This window comes from Thiorhodococcus drewsii AZ1 (assembly GCF_000224065.1).
GTDB lineage: Bacteria > Pseudomonadota > Gammaproteobacteria > Chromatiales > Chromatiaceae > Imhoffiella > Imhoffiella drewsii.
The window spans coordinates 1-16,543 of record NZ_AFWT01000043.1; the positions used below are offsets into that span (position 1 = coordinate 1).

Consider the following 16,543-nt stretch of genomic DNA (forward strand, 5'->3'; position numbering starts at 1 on the left):
TGGCGGCGGCCGCGCGCTGGGGACGGCGTCTGCCGGCGGCCGTCGAGGCTGTCTGCGCCGTGCTCGGTGGCACCGGATCATCGGGCCAGATGAGTGACTGACCCGGCGCTTGGACGCGATGAGACCCCTGGTCACGCCACCCATTGAAAGAGGAGATCCCTTTGCATGGGCCTGTTGCGTCATCGCTCGCGAAAGGGGAGATGGACCGCTTGGCGCGTCTGGGTGGTGGCCCTCTTGCTGTGTTGGCTGCCGACCCCGCGCCCTGCGCTGGCCGACGTGTGCCAGGAGGCGCCTCTGATGCTCGTCCATCCCGCCGTGGCTCCCGCGTATGACGCGGTCATCGATCAGCTCTTGGAGGGGCTGACCCAGGGTGCGAGCCAGGACATTGGCATCTGCACGCTTGACGCGATGAAGGCACAGTCCTGGTCGCGCGCACCCCGGCAGATCGTGGCCGTCGGTGCCGCCGCCTACACTGCGGCCGAGCGGGCCTTTCCGGATGCCCGGGTCCTGCCGATCCTGGTTGGGACCTTACCCCCGCAGGCGCGCAACGGACTCTCCAGCTTCGTCGACCCGGCTCTGGTCGTCGAGCAGTTGCAGGTGCTATCGCCAACGACCGAGGTGCTCTATTTCATCCACCTGCAAACGGTGCCGGCCGAGCTGATCCGGCGCGCACAACGCGCGGCCAATACGCTCGGGCTCCGCTGGATTCCGATCGCGGTCGACGGTCTGCGCGCGGCCGCGCTGGCCATCGAGCGGGTCCGGGGCGAGGCCAGCACCAGCAGCGCCGTCTGGTTCCATCGCGACGTCCTGGCGCTCAATCCGGACATCCTGATTCCACCGATTGTGCGATCGAGCTGGAAGGTCGGCTTCCCTGTCATCAGCGACGACGCCGACACCGTGGAGCGGGGACTGCTCTTTGCGCTGACGCCCGACTATCGGGCGCTCGGGCGCGCCGCCGCCGCGCACCTGTCCGAAGACCATCGGGGGCTGAGCGACATTCGCTGGGTCCAGCGGGTGCTCAATGCACGCACGGCTCGGGCCATCGGACTGACGGTGCGCCCGGCCGAGGAGATAGGTTTCGATGCGCTCGACGACTGAAAGGCCCCCACCAGGCCAGAAATCCTATGCTCGCCAGCTCGTTGATGCCTTCGTGCTCCTGGCGTTGGGACTCGGGCTGGCGGTGCCCCTGATCCTCTTCTGGACCGCTTGGCAGCAGGCACGGCTGTTCAGCGAGCGCACCGCCGATGAACTGGCCACGATCCTGGCCGAGGACGCCCGTTATGCCCTGCTGGTGGGCTCACGCCCGGACGCACAGGCGCTCGTCGGCAGCCTGCTGAAGTTTCCGGATCTGATCCAGGTCCGGCTGCTGGATGCCGCCGGGCAGGTGATGGCCGAGCAGTCCACTGCGGAGCACGCGCAGGCCAAACGGACCGTGCAGGTGGAGATGGCGGTTCTGGCCAAGGCCCGTGGATCGTCCGCCCGCGTGGACGCAGGGACGCCCAACCCCAAGACCCCGCTCGGGCGCGTGGTTCTCACCCTGTCGCTGGAGCGAGCCTTCCGCTTCGCGCTGGAGACGGCACAGGTGTCGCTTGCGCAGCTCGGGGTCCTGACGCTGCTGCTTGGCCTGGCTGTCGCGTACCGATCCCTGCGCATGATCGCCCCGTTGGGCACCCTGGTGCGCCGTCTCGGCGATCCGCTCGGGACCGTGCTTCCCAATCCGCCAACAGCGAGTCCCGCGGAGGTCCATCGCCTCTATGCTGCGGTCACCACCCTGCGGACGCGTCTCGCGGAGAATCACCGCCAATTGGAGGCCCACGCCGAGGCGCTTGAGGCCACAGTCGCGGCACGCACGCAGGATCTGCGCGCGGCACGCGATGCGGCGGAGCAGGCAAATCGCGCCAAGACGCTCTTTCTCGCCAATGTCAGCCACGAGCTGCGCACGCCCTTGCAGGCGATCATTCTCCATGTGCGCCTGCTCCAGCGTTGCCGGCCCGCGCCGAGCAGCGAATCCCTGGCGGTCATCCGGCGGGCCTCCAACCAACTGCTCGAACTGATCGAGCAGCTACTCAATCTGACCAAGGTCGAGTCCGGGCCTCCGATCGAGGTGACCTACCAGCATGTCGCGCTCGGCGCACTCCTCAATGAGGTGGTCACCACGCTTGAACCGACGCTGTCGCCGCGCAATCGGCTCGAACTGACACGGCCAGACGCGGACATCACCCTGATCGGCGATCGCACGCGCCTGACCCAGGTGCTCTACAACCTGATCCGCAATGCCGACAAGTTTACCGACGGGGGCGTGATCCGTTTGACCCTGGAGCCGAGCCGCGATGGCAAGCACGTCGTCATCCAGGTGACCGACGAAGGGATCGGCATCCAGCCGGCAGAGCAGGAACGGATCTTCGAGCCCCTCTACCAGGGGTTCAGCGGGATCGCAGGGGCGGTATCCTCCGGGATCGGACTGGGTCTCTGGCTGAGTCGGCGCATGGTCGAAACCCTAGGTGGCCGCCTCACGGTCACCAGCGAGCCTGGGATCGGCAGCTGCTTTCGCATCGCGCTCCCGGTGATGCCGACGGGCGCTGCGGCGCTTTCCTCCACGCAGCAACCGTCGGAGTCGGAGCCAACGCCGGTTCAGACCTCTGCGCATCGCGGACAGCGCCTCCTGCTCGCCGAGGACGAGGACAGCATCCGCGCTCCCCTGACGCTCTTTCTGCGCGAGGCCGGATTCAGCGTCGACGCCTGTGCTGACGGCACCTCTGCCCTGGCCCTGTGGGAGCACGCTCCGAGTGCCTACGCTGCGGTGATTCTCGATCACCGCATGCCGGGCTGCCAGGGCCTCGACATCCTGGCGCGACTGCGCGCCTTCCCCACGAACACTACCCCGGCCGTCATCTTGACCGGGGACGATCGGGCACCCCTACAGGCGGCCATCACCCGCTTGGGTGCCCACCTGATGGTCAAGCCCGTGCGGCCAGAGCGGCTCATTGAGACCATCGTGACGCTGATCGAGCAGTCTGTGCAGGCTGATCGCGGCACGCCGAGGTGACATCCCATGAAACGACTCCTGTTCGCCGTCCTGGGCGCATTCGCCAACCACGCCCTGGCTCAAACCGCTGCGGAGGCATTGTTCGGTTCGGAGAGATCCGTCAGCATCGCGACCGGACGCGCCCACCTCTATCGCACGGCCCCGGCGGTGGCGACCGTCATCACGGCCGAGGACATCCGTGACGGCGGGTTTCGCAGCGTCGTCGAGGCGTTGCGACTGGTGCCCGGAGTTCATCTGGGCTGGACCAACGACTATGCGCCGAATGTCCTGGTGCGTGGCTTCTCGAGTTTCGGCTCGGGCAACCTCCTGGTGCTGCTCGACGGGGTGGCCCAATCGGACCTGATCCTCGGCAATCCGCTCAGCGTCCTGGGCGTCATCCCGATCGATGCGATCGACCGGATCGAGGTGACACGCGGCCCCGGTTCTTCGGTATTTGGCGCGGATGCCTTCTCCGGGGTGGTCAATGTCATCACGCGCCAGCAAGTCGATCAGCCGCAGATCACGCTCAGCGGTGGCTCAGAGCGCACGCGCGACGGCCGTCTCCTGGTTGGGAACCGCACCGAATCCAGCGACATCCTGCTCAGCGCCGAGGTCATGGAGACGGACGGGCCGACGCCCCTGATACGTGCCGACCACTTGACGCAGATCGATGCCGCGCTCGGCACCGACGTCTCGCTGGCACCGCGTGCGGTCAACACCGACCAACGTAATCTGGGCGTGCTGGCGAATGCCCGATTCGGTCAGACGCGCGCCATGCTGCGACTCTCGCGCACGACGCAGGGGCTCGGAGCCGGAATCCTGAGTGCCATCGATCCCAGCGGGACCCGCACGCTGGAGACGGTCGAAGGACGGCTTGCGCGCGAGGTCAGATTCAGCAAGCGCCTCGCGCTGACGCTGCAACTGGATGCCGCGCAGACCCGGCTCGCGCTCGATGATGTCACCTGGTTTCCCGCCTCCGGGCTGTTCGCGCAGGGCGTGCGTTTCGATGCCTCAGCCGAACAGGAGACCGCGCGACTGCGGGCGGATCTTCGCTATGCGGCCACCGCTCGGCATTTCATCACCCTGGGACTGGGGGTTGCGCAGATCCGCTATGCAGTGGATGCGCTTGAGCTGAGCGGGTTGGCCTCCATCGGCTCTGGCATGGGCGTCGGCACCACGCTGAGTGATTCGTTCACGGGCTATGCCAGTGCCCTGACCCAGTTGCTGTCAGCGGCCGCGACAGGGTCTGCCTATGACGGCCATCGCCGGCTGCTGTCCGCCTATCTCCAGGACGAGTGGCTGATCGTACCGAAATGGTCGCTCACCTGGGGCGCACGCCTGGATGATGACTCAGATGTTGGCACCCAGGTCAGCCCGCGCGCTGTCCTGGTCTGGACGCCACTGCCCGAATGGACCGCGAAGCTGCTCTATGGCGAGGGCTTTCGTGCCCCGACCCTGCTTGAGACGCGCAATGGCCTGCTGCCGATCTATCAGGCCAACGCTGAACTCGAATCGGAGCGGCTACGTACCGTCGAGCTGGCCCTGCAGTACCGGCCCCACCACGATTTTGAGCTCGGGTTGAATCTGTTTCATCATGAGACCCTGAATCAGATCCGCCAGCAGAATCGCACCCTCTATGCCGAGCCGGAGAACGTCGGTCGTCAGATTGGCCAGGGAGGCGAGCTCGACATGCGCTGGGCGCTCTCGCGCAACCTGCTCCTGCGCGGTTGGTACGCCTATCAGTACAACACCGACGAAACCACCGGCGAGGACGCCGGTTACAGCCCGCATCATCGCCTGTACGGATCCCTGCAATACCGGTGGGGTCGCACCGTCTTCAATCTGCAGGGGATGTATGTCGGCGATCGTGCCCGCGTAGCGGAGGATACGCGGAACGAAGCACCGGAATACGGCCAGCTCGATCTGCTCATCCGTCACGACCTGACCAAGCAGCTCTCGGTACAGCTCGACATCCGCAATCTTCTGAACGGCAATCTGAAGGAGGCATCAGCCGGAACCTCGCTGCCGCAGGATCTGCCCCTCGCGGTCCGCACTGTTTATGGGTCGATTGAGGTGCGGTTCTAGGGGCAGTCAGGAGGTATGAGTTCGAAGACTTCGAAATAGTCTGAGGTTATTGTGGGTGACGCGATGCGGCGCTTGGAACGCGTCTTCGTAGACTTTTTGTGTATTATTGCGTCGTTGATGCAGTCTAGGCAATCGTGAGTCTGACAATGGTAGCCGAGAGGGATGGGCGGTTAAATGGGTCCAGAAGGATAGGTCGCCGAGACAGGGCAAGAGAGGTTGTAACTGTCCCAGTATTGTGGGTTTCGTTACTAGATAGCTGTCAGCCATTGCCGGTCGATCTCGGTTGAATAAACACAGTCGACGCGTCACCGAAGTGTTGTCGAGATCAGCACCATCACGCTATTTTTCGGCTCATGGACTCCTGAAAAAAATCCATAAGCTATTGACCTGAAAGGCTACAAAGCCAGTTGTTTGGGAAAACAAATCCCACGTAACTGTATGTTTTACATAAACTGTGCAGTTAACTCATAATCCCTTGGTCGTAGGTTCGAATCCTACACGGCCCACCAAATTAATCGCTTATGGTCACGTCAAGGCGCATGAATCGCCTCGATTGGCCTCAATCGCGCCCTGCGATGTCAACTCTAGTGTCACCCGTCGATAACCCCTGAAGCGATCCCTCGCAAGCCTAAAAGGTTGATACCCTAGGCTCTCCCCGTCCCGAAAGCCCCCGACAGCCACACCCGTGCGGCCCTATACCCAGGAACAACGCGCCTCCATCGCGCATCCCGCCGGTCATTCGCTGACCTTCGCCGTGGCCGGATCCGGCAAGACGCACATGCTCGTCGGGCGCGTGCGCTTCCTGCTCGAGCAGGGCCTGGAGCCCGAACGCATCCGGATCCTGGCCTTCAACCGCGCGGCCGTGGCCGAGTTTCGCCAGCGGCTCGCCGCGGCGCTGCCAGCGGGGACGGCAGCACCCGAGGTGCAGACCTTTCACGCCCTGGGTCTCAGGTTGACCCGGCTCTTCGAGAGCAAAGGGTTGTTGCCGCAACGCCGCCTCGAGACCAAGGACACGGTGATCAAGGCCCTCGCGCGTCACGCCGCCCAGACGGCCCTGCGCGAGGAGGGGAGCGACGAGTCACCGAGCCCGGACGACCTGCAGACCTTCATCCAGTTCGTCGACCTGGTGAAAGCCGACCTTCGCTCCGCGACCGAGGCCTTCGAGGTCCTCTCGATCCAGCCTCAGTACCGCTATTTCATCCGCGCCTTCGATCGCTTCGAGGAGGCCCTGGCGCGGCAGGGACTGCGCGTCTACGCCGACCTGCAGCATGAGCCCGTGGCGCTCCTATGCCGCGACGCAACCGCGCGGCAGATGGTCACCAACCGGCTCGATGCGGTCATCGTCGATGAATTCCAGGACGTCAGCCGGGTGCAGCTCGAGCTGCTGCGCCACATCGTCGGCACCCGAGCGAGCCTCAGCGCGGTCGGCGACGACGCCCAGTGCATCTATGCCTGGCGTGGCAGCCAGCCCAGGTTTATGGGCCGTGACTTCGACCGCTTCTTTCCCGGCGCCACCCGCTACAGCCTCTCGCGCACCTTTCGTTTCGGCCATGCCCTGTCGCTCGCCGCCGCCCAGCTCATCGCCCACAACCCCGATCGTCTCGACACCCTCTGCGTTTCGGCGCCGGGCACCCCGCGCACCCGCATCGCAACCATCGGTGCCACCGCGACCGGCGATCAGGCCGACGTCGTGACCGCCATCGAGGACTGGCATCGTCGCGGCCGGGCCTATCGCGACTGTGCCGTGCTCGCCCGGCTCTGGGCCCAGACCCTGGGTCTCGAACTCGCCCTGCTCGCGCGCGGTATCCCCGTCATCAAGCCCGGCCGGGACTCCGCTTTCCAGGTCCCCGAGGTGGCCGGACTGCTCGGCGTCCTGCGCCTCGCCGCCGGCACCCTGTTCGCCGAGCCGGACGCCCGTGCGATCATCCGGCACCTGCTCGCCACCCCGAGTCTGCGTCTTTCCAACCAGGTGCTCGATGCCCTGATCGAAAGGATCCTCCAGAATCCGGGGCAGGGCGCCGAGGCCATCGCCGCGGTCGCCCAGACCGTCAAGCACGCCTTTCACGCCGACCGTATCCGAGAGCGCGCCGCGCTCTGGCGTGCGGCCCCCGGCTGGCGCGACCGTCCGGCCGCCGAGGTGTTGCGCCACTATGCCGAGCGCACCGACCTCCGGCGCACCGAGGCGCGCTCCGCCGACCGCGATACTGCCCGCGACAAACAGATCGCCTACGACACCCTCCTCGGATGGGCCACGCGCACCGCCGCCTCGGTCACTGACTTCCTGTCCCAGATGGACGCGCTGCGCCGCACCGCAGAACGTGACGCGCCCGAAGGCGACGGCGTCCTGCTCTCCACGATCCACCAGGCGAAGGGACTCGAATGGCCGATGGTGATGGTCCTGGGACTCGAAGCGGGAGTCTTTCCCGGCAGGCGCGCCGATCCTCAGGAGGAACGGCGTCTGGCCTACGTCGCCCTGACACGCGCCCAGGAGGCGTTGCATCTGGTGGTTCCGCCCGATGCGCGGCTCGACGCCCAGCCGCGCGGTGAACCGATGGCGTTCAACCATCCGGACGGACTCCAGGCAAGCCCCTTCGTCTTCGAGGCGAACCTGCGCACCAGCCAGGACCTCGGCGACGCCATCGCCCGTCATCTCGAGGGAGAGGAACCGCTCACGACGCTTCCGCCGGCACCGGCGGCTCGGCTGGCGGTGTTCAACCGCTACCTGGGTGAGGTCGGGATCGACGCCCGTTACGCCCCGCCGGTCTCAAAGGCCACCGAACCGGAAACGCCTCAGTGCCTCCAGCACTGGTCCTTGCATGATCGCGTTCGGCATCGGGTCTTCGGAGACGGCCTCATCGTCGGCTTCGTCGACTCTGATATCGTCGACATCGACTTTCACGGCCGGGTGCGGCGGATCAAGACGAGCATGGCCCCGCTGGAGCGGGTGTGATCATTTGGGCGCGATCTGAATGCAAAACGCCCTGCAGCCGGCGGACAGGTCTCGACGGGTTTTCTGGTCAGCTTCGATCAAACGACGCGCAGCGTCCAGGTCCATCTGAGCGTCTTGTCTTACGAGCTGGCAGCAGTTGGCTCAGTATCGCTCCTGCCATAGAGCCGCTTCGTCATCGTGGCGCTTCGCGTCGTCGTGATAGCTCTGAGCAATCCGCCGGAGCGATTCTGCGAGGAACGGATGGGTCACCGCCAGCGCATCGGCATGGTTTCGAAAATGAGCGGTCAAGGATCGTTCCTGCGCGCCGCCTTCATCCATGGCGCGCGACGTGACGCCGCGTTTGTTGCGTGCTCCAAACTCGAAGCCTGTGCGCATCTGCTCGAATTCAGCGCGGTCGAGGATGTCTCGCGCCGGCGATCCTGGCCAGATGCCGTCCGCACCTTCTGGTGCGTGTGCCAGAATCTGGCCAATCGTTTGTTCTGCCATCGTCAGGCGATCCTGCTCGCGGCAGAGTTCGAGAGCCCTATCGACGAAGCGAATGCAGGAATCGTGATCGATCTCGCCATTGGGCAAGGTTCCGGGCTGGCGGCGACAGTCATCCAGTAGGTGCCAGGCATTCTCCGCAGCCGCGCGTTCTCCGTCAGTCGGTGACGCTTGCGTTTTTGGCTCAACGGACTCGGGTCGGTACAGCAGGCAGATCAGCTCGGCGAATAGCTCTGGTCTGGACGTGATGGCCTCTGTGAGCGCTTTAAGTTCAGCGGTTTGCTCGATCCGAAACGAGGGAGCCAGCAGGAACTCGATCTGCAACAAGCGCTCTTGGTCCATGTCCTCCCAGGATTCCAATCGCTCGATCAGCTTCGCGAGATGCCACGATCTCGGAAACTGGGCATTGGGCTCTCCGGTGCGGAGTGCCGTATCCAGGGCTTCCACGAGCAAGGCGGGATTGACAGCGTTTGTGTCATGGATCGTGGCGTTCAACGCACTGATCGGCCGGCCTGCTTCGAGCAGTTTCGACATCGCAAACTCACGGTCCGCTGGCTTCGACCGCATGAGCCAAGGGGTGACGGTGCGCCAGTAGACGGATTCGACCGCGTCTCCGCACTCCTCGGCGAGCCCCCAAGTAAAGGGCTCATCCCGTGCCAGCCGCAGACATTCGGCGAGATGCTCCGGTGGCCATTCTCTTTCCCGCCCGGACTGGATGATGTTGCGAAGGATTGCCGATTTTTCCACGTCTGGCTGAGAGCGGACGATCCCAGCGATCATCGGTGCCAAATGTTTTCTGAGCTCGAGATTTGGCACCAATTCGACGATCCAGTCTGACAGCGAGTCGCGATCCAGAATCTCTAGCAGGCAATAGCCGACGAGGAAGGCATCCCCGCAGGTTTCCGCTAGACGCTCGACTCCCGCGAGTCCAAGCTCCCAGGGCTTTGAAGGTCACAATTCGTGACGCCGCTATTTGCCCATACTGTCTCAGGCTCAGGCCATTTTCTTGGCCTTCTGACGCTGTGCAAGCACGCGCGCGACGGAGACATGAGGATTGGCGGGGTCGTGCGTGCGGGCCGGAGTGGGTTTCTTGGGTCCACGGGGATGCTTGCGGTACTTACGCAGCTGGACGTGCTGTGCTGTGGCGAGCAGCCAGGCGGCCATGGCCTCGGTGGTGAGCGTTTGAAAGACGGCCCAATCTTCGGGCTCGACCAGGGTCTCGAGGCTCTCGCTGACGCGACCCATCTCGTTGACGATGTAATAGCCCGAGAGCTCGGTGTCGATGGTCTCAGCGCCATGGACCTGGCGCAGCGCCGCCTTGAGCACGGCTAAGGCATTGTAGGCAACGATGGCCATGGCCAATCCGAACAGGGCCGCAGACGGATAAGCGAGGGTCTCGAGCTCGCAGCGCAGCTCGGTGGTCACATGCAAAAAGGCTTGTTCCACTCTCCAGCGCGTGTGGTAAAGCGTGGCTACCTGCGCGGCGTCGGCCACCGCGGCGGGCAGGGTCGTCAGAACGTACAGCTGTGTCTCACCGTCGCGCGTCGGCGCGCTCAGCTCCAGGCGGATGCGGCGCAACTCCAGGCGTTGTTGCCCGTCGGGGGCAGTGATCGTCACGCGTTGCTCGCTGAGCACGCCCTGCTCGCTACGCCCGACCGGGCGCAATGGTTCAAGCGGATGGAGCGGGATCTGCTGGTGCTCGCGCACCAGCACGGCTGCCTCGCGCTGATGCAGTGTCCAGATCCAGGAGGCAACACAGAAATTGCGATCGGCGATCCACAGATCTCCGGCCTCGATGGCGCTCTCCAACTGGGGCAGCAGTGCCCGCTCCTGAGTATAGGCATCGGGCTCGGCGATCAGGTGCGTCATCAGTCCCAGCGCCGGCTCGAGCACCGCCAGCGCCTTGCCCGGCAAGGGGGCGGCACACTGCCTGCGGCTCTCTTGGAGGCGGTGCTCACGTGCGCCCAGGGCATTGCCATCAAGGATCTTGACTCGGTAGCCGCTCAGCAGCGGCTCACGGCTTCCCCCGAGGGCGGTGATCATCGACGTGGCCTGCTCGCCGCTGTCATCGACCAGCGCCGAGGCGATCTCCGGCGCCAGACCATTGAGCGTGTCATAGACCGCCTTGAGCGAAACCGGAATCGGCTCGGGCGCCCCTTGATAGGCCGCATGCACCGAGGGCTGCTGACGCGTGACCACCTGCATCATCAGCTCGAACAGCTTCGAAAACAGCAGCTTGCGGTTGTACTGGCCCTGCGCCACCGTCTTGAACCAGGCGTTGAGCCGCTCCGGATGAAAACTGCGCTCCAGCAGCGCACGGGCCATGGTAGGAATCGGAAAATGCGTGGCAAAGCGATCGAGCAACGGGGTCAGCACAGGGAGGCTCCAGGGCGTGGTCAAAAACAAGCAGACTGTCAGCAATGTAGGGGCCTGACAGCGCCCACAGGAGGGCGAATCAACACTGGCAATGCCTTGGACTCAATGAGTGTGCGGAGTCACTATATGTGACCTTCAAAGCCCTGGTCCAAGCTCCTTATGGATCTGACGTAGTCCGCTAAGGCGCTCAGCTGTTCGTTGCTGTTCCTCCTGTTCAATGTCTTCACCCTTTTCGATGGGTAGCTCCACCCATCCGTTTTGGAACAGCCAACGATGACGGAGGACCGGATCGGCTGGAGACAGCGCGTCGTAGAGCGCACGCCAACGATTGAGCTGAACGATACCAAGGTCAGTGTCAGGATGGCCTTTTCCGTAATTCAGATGCCAATGCAACTGCCTACGCAATTCATCGCGAAGCGACTCCCGGGCGGAGTCGTCCGCACTCGGGTCGACGAAGGCGAATACCATCACGGCCAGCTTATCGGCTCGGGCATCGCCAAGCAGGGTCAGCTTGTCGAGCAAGCGAACGAGCCGAGCGGCATTTCCCTCCGCCATTCCAATCATCCGATCGGCTGCGGCGATGAGCATGCCATAAATCTCGGCTCCAGTCGGCCGCGCGGCGTTGCCCGCATCGTCGTCGCGCCAATTCGGACTTGACGACGGAGAGGCTATGTCTTGATCGCGATGCAGCAATGCATCCAAGAGGTCGAACGCAATGTCGGGCTCGCTCGCGATGAGCCTGTCGAGCACTGCGATGCGCTGATCCAAGTTCGCCGTGGTTTGTGGCCACCAGCTTCGAAAAAGACCGACCAAACTGCGGATGGGTCGATTGCCCCAGTTGTCCGGGAGCTTCGCGCGAGATAGACGCGTCAAGACCAACGCGACTCGCAGCAACCAGCGCGGCGACCAGGCGAGTGTCTCCAGAGCCCAAAGCAGATCGGAATACCACCAGATTCCGGTATTCAGAGGATTTTCGTCAGAGACACTCTCAGCGAAAAGACGCATGACCGGGGCGTCCGATCTAGCAAGACTTGCTTCCAGGGCGCGCAAGAAGGTATCGGGGGCAGCCTCGGCCAATGGACGTAAATGCGACGCTAGAGATAACCACCGGGTTTCGTCGGCGTTAAGAAGCAATCCCTCGATCAGGCGCTTGACCCGGGCCTCGACATGAAGCGTCTCGAGTCCGGGGTAATCGGCTCCGCGTACCGCCAGCTTCACCAAGGCGTCGCAAACCGACTCGAACAACAGACCGGATTCGTCCCTCACCTTGCCGTAGACCTGTGCCATCCAACGTTTGTCTGGCTCGAGCTCCAGCATTGGGTCCGGCTGGATCAAGATGGATTGCACGATCTCAAAGAAGCGATCCAGCTCGGCGCTCGTGATCCGGTCGGCATAGAGGTCGAGCAGCTCCAATGGTGCCTTGGCGCGCCAGACTTTACCGATGGCGATCACCGGGGCGTCATCGACTTGGGCGAGCACGCGCAGCTTGCGCTCGATCGCCTCGTAAGAATCACCCACGAGTCGTTGGACGATCTCCCGATCTGCCGACTTCTCGGCGTGCCAGGCACCTAGCAAGCACAGGCTCGTGAGCACATCACTTTCGGGCAGCGCGAGCCAATGCGGGCGACGGATTGAAGGATTCGCGGCGCGTCGTCGACGAAAGACACTCCAGGAGCGTCCGGTCGAGCCTGCAAGTCGTCGAGCATCCGATTCTTCGACGCCGATCTCGATCAAGGCGTCGCGGAAGGCGTAGATGCTGGGTCGTTTGAGCTCCAGATGGAACCCCTGGCCATCGGCTCCTCCATATCCAGACGCCAAGTCGCCTGCCGCGGCCGGAACGACCGTGAGAACATCGGCTGCCGGTCTTGCCGCGATTTCTGGGCGGACGGCAATCACAAGTCGAAGTCGTGGATTGACCTCGACGAAGCGCCATCCATGGGCATCGGTGAGGACGACTGCGACATCCGCGATCTCCTCTGCTTCCAGCACGGCGGCACAGACGAAGGCGGCTGCCTCTGCGGCGCTGTCAGCGCGGATCGCGTAAGTTCCGTTCTTTTCTTGGCCGATGTGCGCCCGCAGATCGGCCAGGAGCTTGCTTTTGGCGTCCTGCCGATCGGCGAAGAAGGCTTGCGGCGAGATGGGTGGTTGACATTGGGAGGCCCAGTGCTGCCAATGGTGGGTGACGGTTTCGACTCCGTCGCCTGCGATGTCGAGGTCCTCGGCGAACGACAGCGCGATTGCCGGATTGGCTTCTAGCCAGGCTTCCAAGTCATCTGCATCGTAGGCGAGGACGTTGCGCCATTTGCCTTCGGCTTGCCTGTGGCCTGACCACTCCTCTTTCTTCGCCCAGTGCCTCGCCGTCACGACAACCAACGTCGAGGCAGCGCGTGTCTCTTCAGACGTCGAATCGGTCCGCTTGACGTAGTCCTCGTTCTCCTTGGTTGTCACGTCCCCTCGAACGCTCAGCTCCCAGAGCGATCGGCCGACCGGAACCCAAGCGTCACCTTCCTTGCTGGTGAGCTGCCCATCCCAGCCAGGACGACTCACCGAGTTTCCCGCCGGAAAGGTCATCTCCGTGATCGACCCTGCCTGCATCGCCAAGCGTCGGATCAGACGTGGCAGCTCGCCTTGCGCCTCGCGACGCTCAGCCCAGCTGTCGATGTCTTTGGCGGTGACTCTCATCCGTAGACTTCATCGTGGGTCCCAATATCGAGAAGGACGATCTCCTGTTCCGTGACCTTGAGCAACAGCGTCAACCGATAGCTGTAGGTCAGGCTGACCGCCTGCATCCCTTCCAGCTTGCCGGCGAGGGGATGCAGCTTCAGCCTGGGTTGGAAAGGATCTCGACTGAGGTCGCCCAAGGTGTCCCTGAGCGTGGGGCGGAGGTCGGGGTGCTTGCGAAGAAACTTGCGAGCCCGTCGCTCGAAGTGCTCCGTCGTAACGAGCGTGAAGCTCATGCTTCGTCAGCGTCGAGTGCGCGCATCAGCGAATCCGCATCCGCGTAGCGATTCGTTCGACCTGCCTCGAGGTCAGCCAGCGAGGCACGGAGACGTTCCCTCGCGGTTTCCTGCTGGGCCTCTTGCAGTTCTGCATAGGCATCTTCGGTTAGCACGACATAGCTCGGGCGGTTGTTTTTGATGATATGTACAGGGCCTTTGTGAAGGGCCTCGTCCACGGCCGCGATTCCGCGGCGCTTGATCTCTTGGGCAGGAATGCTGTTCATGACCTCTCCTGATACTCAAATTGATACCAATTTGAGCGCTACTAGAGGTGCGCGTCAAGCTGGCTGCCGATTTTCTGCGTGCCGGCAAACTGAGGAAATCCAGTCGCTGTAGTTTCTCGCCTGGGTGGCAGGAATCCGCGTGACTGAGACCCTGACCTGTCAACCTCCAACGTCTGCTTCGCTCAGGTAATACTCTGGTCCAGTCGATCATTACGACGCCTCCCTGGCCTCATCCCGCATAGATCATGGTGCGCGTCATCCCGCCGTCGACGACCAGATTCTGTCCGGTGATGAACCCCGCCTGCGGGCTGGCGAGGAAGGCGACCGCCGCGACGATGTCGGCCGGCTCGCCGATGCGGCCCACCGCATGCTGGGAATGATCGATGGGGCGGTGCGTCGGGGTGTGGCGCGTGCTCGACTTCTGCCAGGGGCCGGTCTCGATCCAGCCCGGGCTCACTGCATTGACGAGGATCTCCGGTCCGAGGCTGATGGCCAGGGCATGGGTGAGGGACAGTAAACCGCCTTTGGCTGCGGCATAGGCCTCGCAGTTGGGTTCGGACTGGAGCGCGCGGGTCGAGGCGATGTTGACGATGGCGCCGTGCCGGATCTGCAGCCCAGGGATGGCCGCTCGGGTGCAGAGAAAGGCCCCGGTCAGATGGCTGTCCTGCCAGCGGCGCCAGTCCGCGAGGGTCAGCGACTCCAGTGGGCCGCTGTGCGGATCGGCGATTCCGGCGTTGTTGACCAGCAGATCGATCCCCGCCGACTGGCCGTCGCGGGACTGCCACTCGGTTAGGGCCGCGAAGGCCGCAGTCACGGCCGCTTCCTCGCCCACATCGCTCGTGCAGGCTAGGAGGGCAGGGTGCTGGAGGTCCTGCTCCAGATCGGCGATGGCCTCGGCATCCCGGTCCAGCACCAGGATCCGCCAGCCCGCCTCAAGGAAATGCTGCGTCAGGGCGCGTCCGATGCCCTGTGCTCCGCCGGTGACGATTCCTACCGGTGTCCGATCCGTCTCAGTCATCGCACGAGCCCCCTTGTCGCCAATAACCCCGCTGCCCGCCCGCAGTGTCGGGCAATGTCTTCGACCTGCGCCTGTACCTCCGCCTCGGACGGCGGGCCGACCACCCGCAGCCGTCCCCGGCGCGAACCGAGTGCGCAGAGCACCAGAGCCCAGTCGCCGAACAGATCCTGGACCAGATCGATCAGGTCGTAACGGTCCTTCTCCGGGTTGATCCACCGCTGCATGGCACTGTCCCCATCGGAAGCGATACCCTCAATCATGGCACAGAACGGGGTTGGCGCCGTGCGTGTTCATGATCGAATGGTTCCGGGTGCGGGGACCTCGACGGACCGACGACATCCCGCGCGGGGCAGGGCACCGCTATCCCCCCTGCGCCTTTGGTCGGACCGAGCCCTGGGAGCGGGAGCTGATCGAGACCTATGAGCCGCGCTTCGCCGAGATCCGTGTCTTGCTCCACCAGATCGCGATGCTGCGTCGTCAGGCGCGTTATCTGACCAATGCCGTTGGGAGGTGGGAGTCAGGGGCGTCAGTGGGGCATCGCCGACACGTCTGAGCCGTCCTCGCCAATGCCTCTTGGACAGTCGCGTTTGGATTCCCAGCCTCTGTCATGCGGCCCATGCGGTTTGATGTGGATCAAGGAGGCTGGTGCCGATCTCATTCAGCGTTGTGGCCTGGTGCACGACACGGCGATCAGCCTGCTCCTCGATCGGGATGGAGTGAGGATCATGATGAGGATGGATTGATGACGAAACCTGCGTCGAAGCGGGAGCGGGCGTCTGATCGGGCCCCCTCTGACGAGCCCCGGAACCCGACTCTCTTCAGTCGACTGGGCCGGTATTTCCGCAAGATGCGTGGTACGACGCGCGGATCGCCGCCGCGTGTCAGTCTGAGCGAGATGCTCTGGTCCTGGGTCGGCGCCTTTCTCGGGATCGGTGCGCTTGTCTGGGTCAACCAGCGGTTCTTCGTCGGGACCGATCTGACGCTGGTGATCGGCTCACTCGGAGCATCGGCCGTTCTGACCTACGGCGCACCGCGCAGCCCGCTCGCGCAGCCACGCAATCTGGTCGGCGGCCATCTGGTGTCGGCCGTCGTCGGCGTGGCCGTGTGGACGCTGTTTCAGAACGACACCTGGCTCGCCGCAGCCTTGGCGGTCGCCACGGCGATCGCGCTCATGCACGCCACCAAGACGCTGCATCCACCCGGCGGGGCCACCGCCCTGATCGCCATCATCGGTTCGCAGCAGATTCACGACCTGGGCTTCCTCTACTGCCTGGTGCCGGCGACGCTGGGTCCGATCATCCTCTTGGTCGTCGCCCTCCTGGTCAACAACATCCCCGAGTCCCGCCGCTATCCCGAGAACTGGATCTGAACGGGCCTGCGACG

13 protein-coding genes are annotated in these 16,543 nt (G+C 64.0%); 6 read left to right on the top strand and 7 right to left on the bottom strand.

Going from position 1 to position 16,543, the window contains the following annotated elements:
• Positions 1–297: 297 nt before the first annotated feature.
• The 4 genes from THIDRDRAFT_RS19715 to THIDRDRAFT_RS19730 all read left to right on the top strand — a co-directional run bounded on the left by THIDRDRAFT_RS19715 (position 298) and on the right by THIDRDRAFT_RS19730 (position 8,060).
• Entirely contained in the window at positions 298–1,098 is an 801-nt protein-coding gene (locus THIDRDRAFT_RS19715; protein WP_245535900.1) for a type 1 periplasmic-binding domain-containing protein, read from the top strand.
• Positions 1,082–3,046 (top strand): hybrid sensor histidine kinase/response regulator, encoded by a 1,965-nt coding sequence (locus THIDRDRAFT_RS19720; RefSeq protein ID WP_007042674.1) that lies wholly within the window; start codon positions 1,082–1,084, stop codon positions 3,044–3,046. Before THIDRDRAFT_RS19715 ends, THIDRDRAFT_RS19720 begins: the two co-directional genes overlap by 17 nt.
• 6 nt (positions 3,047–3,052) lie before the next feature.
• Positions 3,053–5,110 (top strand): TonB-dependent receptor plug domain-containing protein, encoded by a 2,058-nt coding sequence (locus THIDRDRAFT_RS19725; protein WP_007042675.1) that lies wholly within the window; start codon positions 3,053–3,055, stop codon positions 5,108–5,110.
• A gap of 685 nt (positions 5,111–5,795) precedes the next feature.
• On the top strand, positions 5,796–8,060 hold the full coding sequence (locus THIDRDRAFT_RS19730; protein ID WP_007042676.1) for an ATP-dependent helicase: 2,265 nt from the start codon (positions 5,796–5,798) through the stop codon (positions 8,058–8,060).
• A gap of 141 nt (positions 8,061–8,201) precedes the next feature.
• On the opposite strand, the gene THIDRDRAFT_RS19735 is transcribed toward THIDRDRAFT_RS19730, so the two are convergent.
• The 7 genes from THIDRDRAFT_RS19735 to THIDRDRAFT_RS24110 form a co-directional block, all read right to left on the bottom strand.
• Complete coding sequence (locus tag THIDRDRAFT_RS19735; RefSeq protein WP_139058830.1) at positions 8,202–9,359, bottom strand: hypothetical protein; 1,158 nt, start codon at positions 9,357–9,359, stop codon at positions 8,202–8,204.
• A 177-nt stretch (positions 9,360–9,536) separates the two neighbouring features.
• Positions 9,537–10,868 (bottom strand): IS4 family transposase, encoded by a 1,332-nt coding sequence (locus THIDRDRAFT_RS19740; RefSeq protein WP_245535901.1) that lies wholly within the window; start codon positions 10,866–10,868, stop codon positions 9,537–9,539.
• Between the two features lie 186 nt (positions 10,869–11,054).
• Complete coding sequence (locus THIDRDRAFT_RS19745) at positions 11,055–13,601, bottom strand: hypothetical protein (protein ID WP_007042679.1); 2,547 nt, start codon at positions 13,599–13,601, stop codon at positions 11,055–11,057.
• Positions 13,598–13,876 carry a type II toxin-antitoxin system RelE/ParE family toxin gene (locus THIDRDRAFT_RS19750; RefSeq protein ID WP_007042680.1) on the bottom strand — a complete coding sequence of 93 codons (279 nt, stop codon included), beginning with the start codon at positions 13,874–13,876 and terminating at the stop codon, positions 13,598–13,600. Before THIDRDRAFT_RS19750 ends, THIDRDRAFT_RS19745 begins: the two co-directional genes overlap by 4 nt.
• On the bottom strand, positions 13,873–14,142 hold the full coding sequence (locus tag THIDRDRAFT_RS19755) for a type II toxin-antitoxin system Phd/YefM family antitoxin (RefSeq protein ID WP_007042681.1): 270 nt from the start codon (positions 14,140–14,142) through the stop codon (positions 13,873–13,875). The genes THIDRDRAFT_RS19750 and THIDRDRAFT_RS19755 overlap by 4 nt, the downstream gene beginning before the upstream one ends.
• A gap of 229 nt (positions 14,143–14,371) precedes the next feature.
• Positions 14,372–15,160 (bottom strand): SDR family oxidoreductase, encoded by a 789-nt coding sequence (locus THIDRDRAFT_RS19760; protein ID WP_007042682.1) that lies wholly within the window; start codon positions 15,158–15,160, stop codon positions 14,372–14,374.
• A complete protein-coding gene (locus THIDRDRAFT_RS24110; RefSeq protein ID WP_245535902.1) occupies positions 15,157–15,384 on the bottom strand; it encodes a hypothetical protein in 228 nt (75 codons plus the stop codon). The genes THIDRDRAFT_RS19760 and THIDRDRAFT_RS24110 overlap by 4 nt, the downstream gene beginning before the upstream one ends.
• A 68-nt stretch (positions 15,385–15,452) precedes the next feature.
• Here THIDRDRAFT_RS24110 and mobI point away from each other — a divergent pair, with 68 nt between their 5' ends.
• Positions 15,453–15,713 carry a conjugative transfer protein MobI(A/C) gene (gene mobI / locus THIDRDRAFT_RS19770; RefSeq protein ID WP_007042684.1) on the top strand — a complete coding sequence of 87 codons (261 nt, stop codon included), beginning with the start codon at positions 15,453–15,455 and terminating at the stop codon, positions 15,711–15,713.
• A gap of 294 nt (positions 15,714–16,007) precedes the next feature.
• Complete coding sequence (locus tag THIDRDRAFT_RS19775; protein WP_040845551.1) at positions 16,008–16,529, top strand: HPP family protein; 522 nt, start codon at positions 16,008–16,010, stop codon at positions 16,527–16,529.
• The last annotated feature ends 14 nt before the right edge of the window (positions 16,530–16,543 follow it).

Excerpts from the sequence above, each read along its gene's own strand:
- THIDRDRAFT_RS19745 (WP_007042679.1), bottom strand. The coding sequence starts at position 13,601 with ATGAGAGTCACCGCCAAAGACATCGACAGCTGGGCTGAGCGTCGCGAG.
- THIDRDRAFT_RS19760 (WP_007042682.1), bottom strand. The coding sequence starts at position 15,160 with ATGACTGAGACGGATCGGACACCGGTAGGAATCGTCACCGGCGGAGCA.
- THIDRDRAFT_RS19715 (WP_245535900.1), top strand. The coding sequence starts at position 298 with ATGCTCGTCCATCCCGCCGTGGCTCCCGCGTATGACGCGGTCATCGAT.
- THIDRDRAFT_RS19775 (WP_040845551.1), top strand. The coding sequence starts at position 16,008 with ATGCGTGGTACGACGCGCGGATCGCCGCCGCGTGTCAGTCTGAGCGAG.
- mobI (WP_007042684.1), top strand. The coding sequence starts at position 15,453 with ATGATCGAATGGTTCCGGGTGCGGGGACCTCGACGGACCGACGACATC.
- THIDRDRAFT_RS19720 (WP_007042674.1), top strand. The coding sequence starts at position 1,082 with ATGCGCTCGACGACTGAAAGGCCCCCACCAGGCCAGAAATCCTATGCT.
- THIDRDRAFT_RS19725 (WP_007042675.1), top strand. The coding sequence starts at position 3,053 with ATGAAACGACTCCTGTTCGCCGTCCTGGGCGCATTCGCCAACCACGCC.
- THIDRDRAFT_RS19740 (WP_245535901.1), bottom strand. The coding sequence starts at position 10,868 with ATGGCCCGTGCGCTGCTGGAGCGCAGTTTTCATCCGGAGCGGCTCAAC.
- THIDRDRAFT_RS19755 (WP_007042681.1), bottom strand. The coding sequence starts at position 14,142 with ATGAACAGCATTCCTGCCCAAGAGATCAAGCGCCGCGGAATCGCGGCC.
- THIDRDRAFT_RS24110 (WP_245535902.1), bottom strand. The coding sequence starts at position 15,384 with ATGCAGCGGTGGATCAACCCGGAGAAGGACCGTTACGACCTGATCGAT.
- THIDRDRAFT_RS19750 (WP_007042680.1), bottom strand. The coding sequence starts at position 13,876 with ATGAGCTTCACGCTCGTTACGACGGAGCACTTCGAGCGACGGGCTCGC.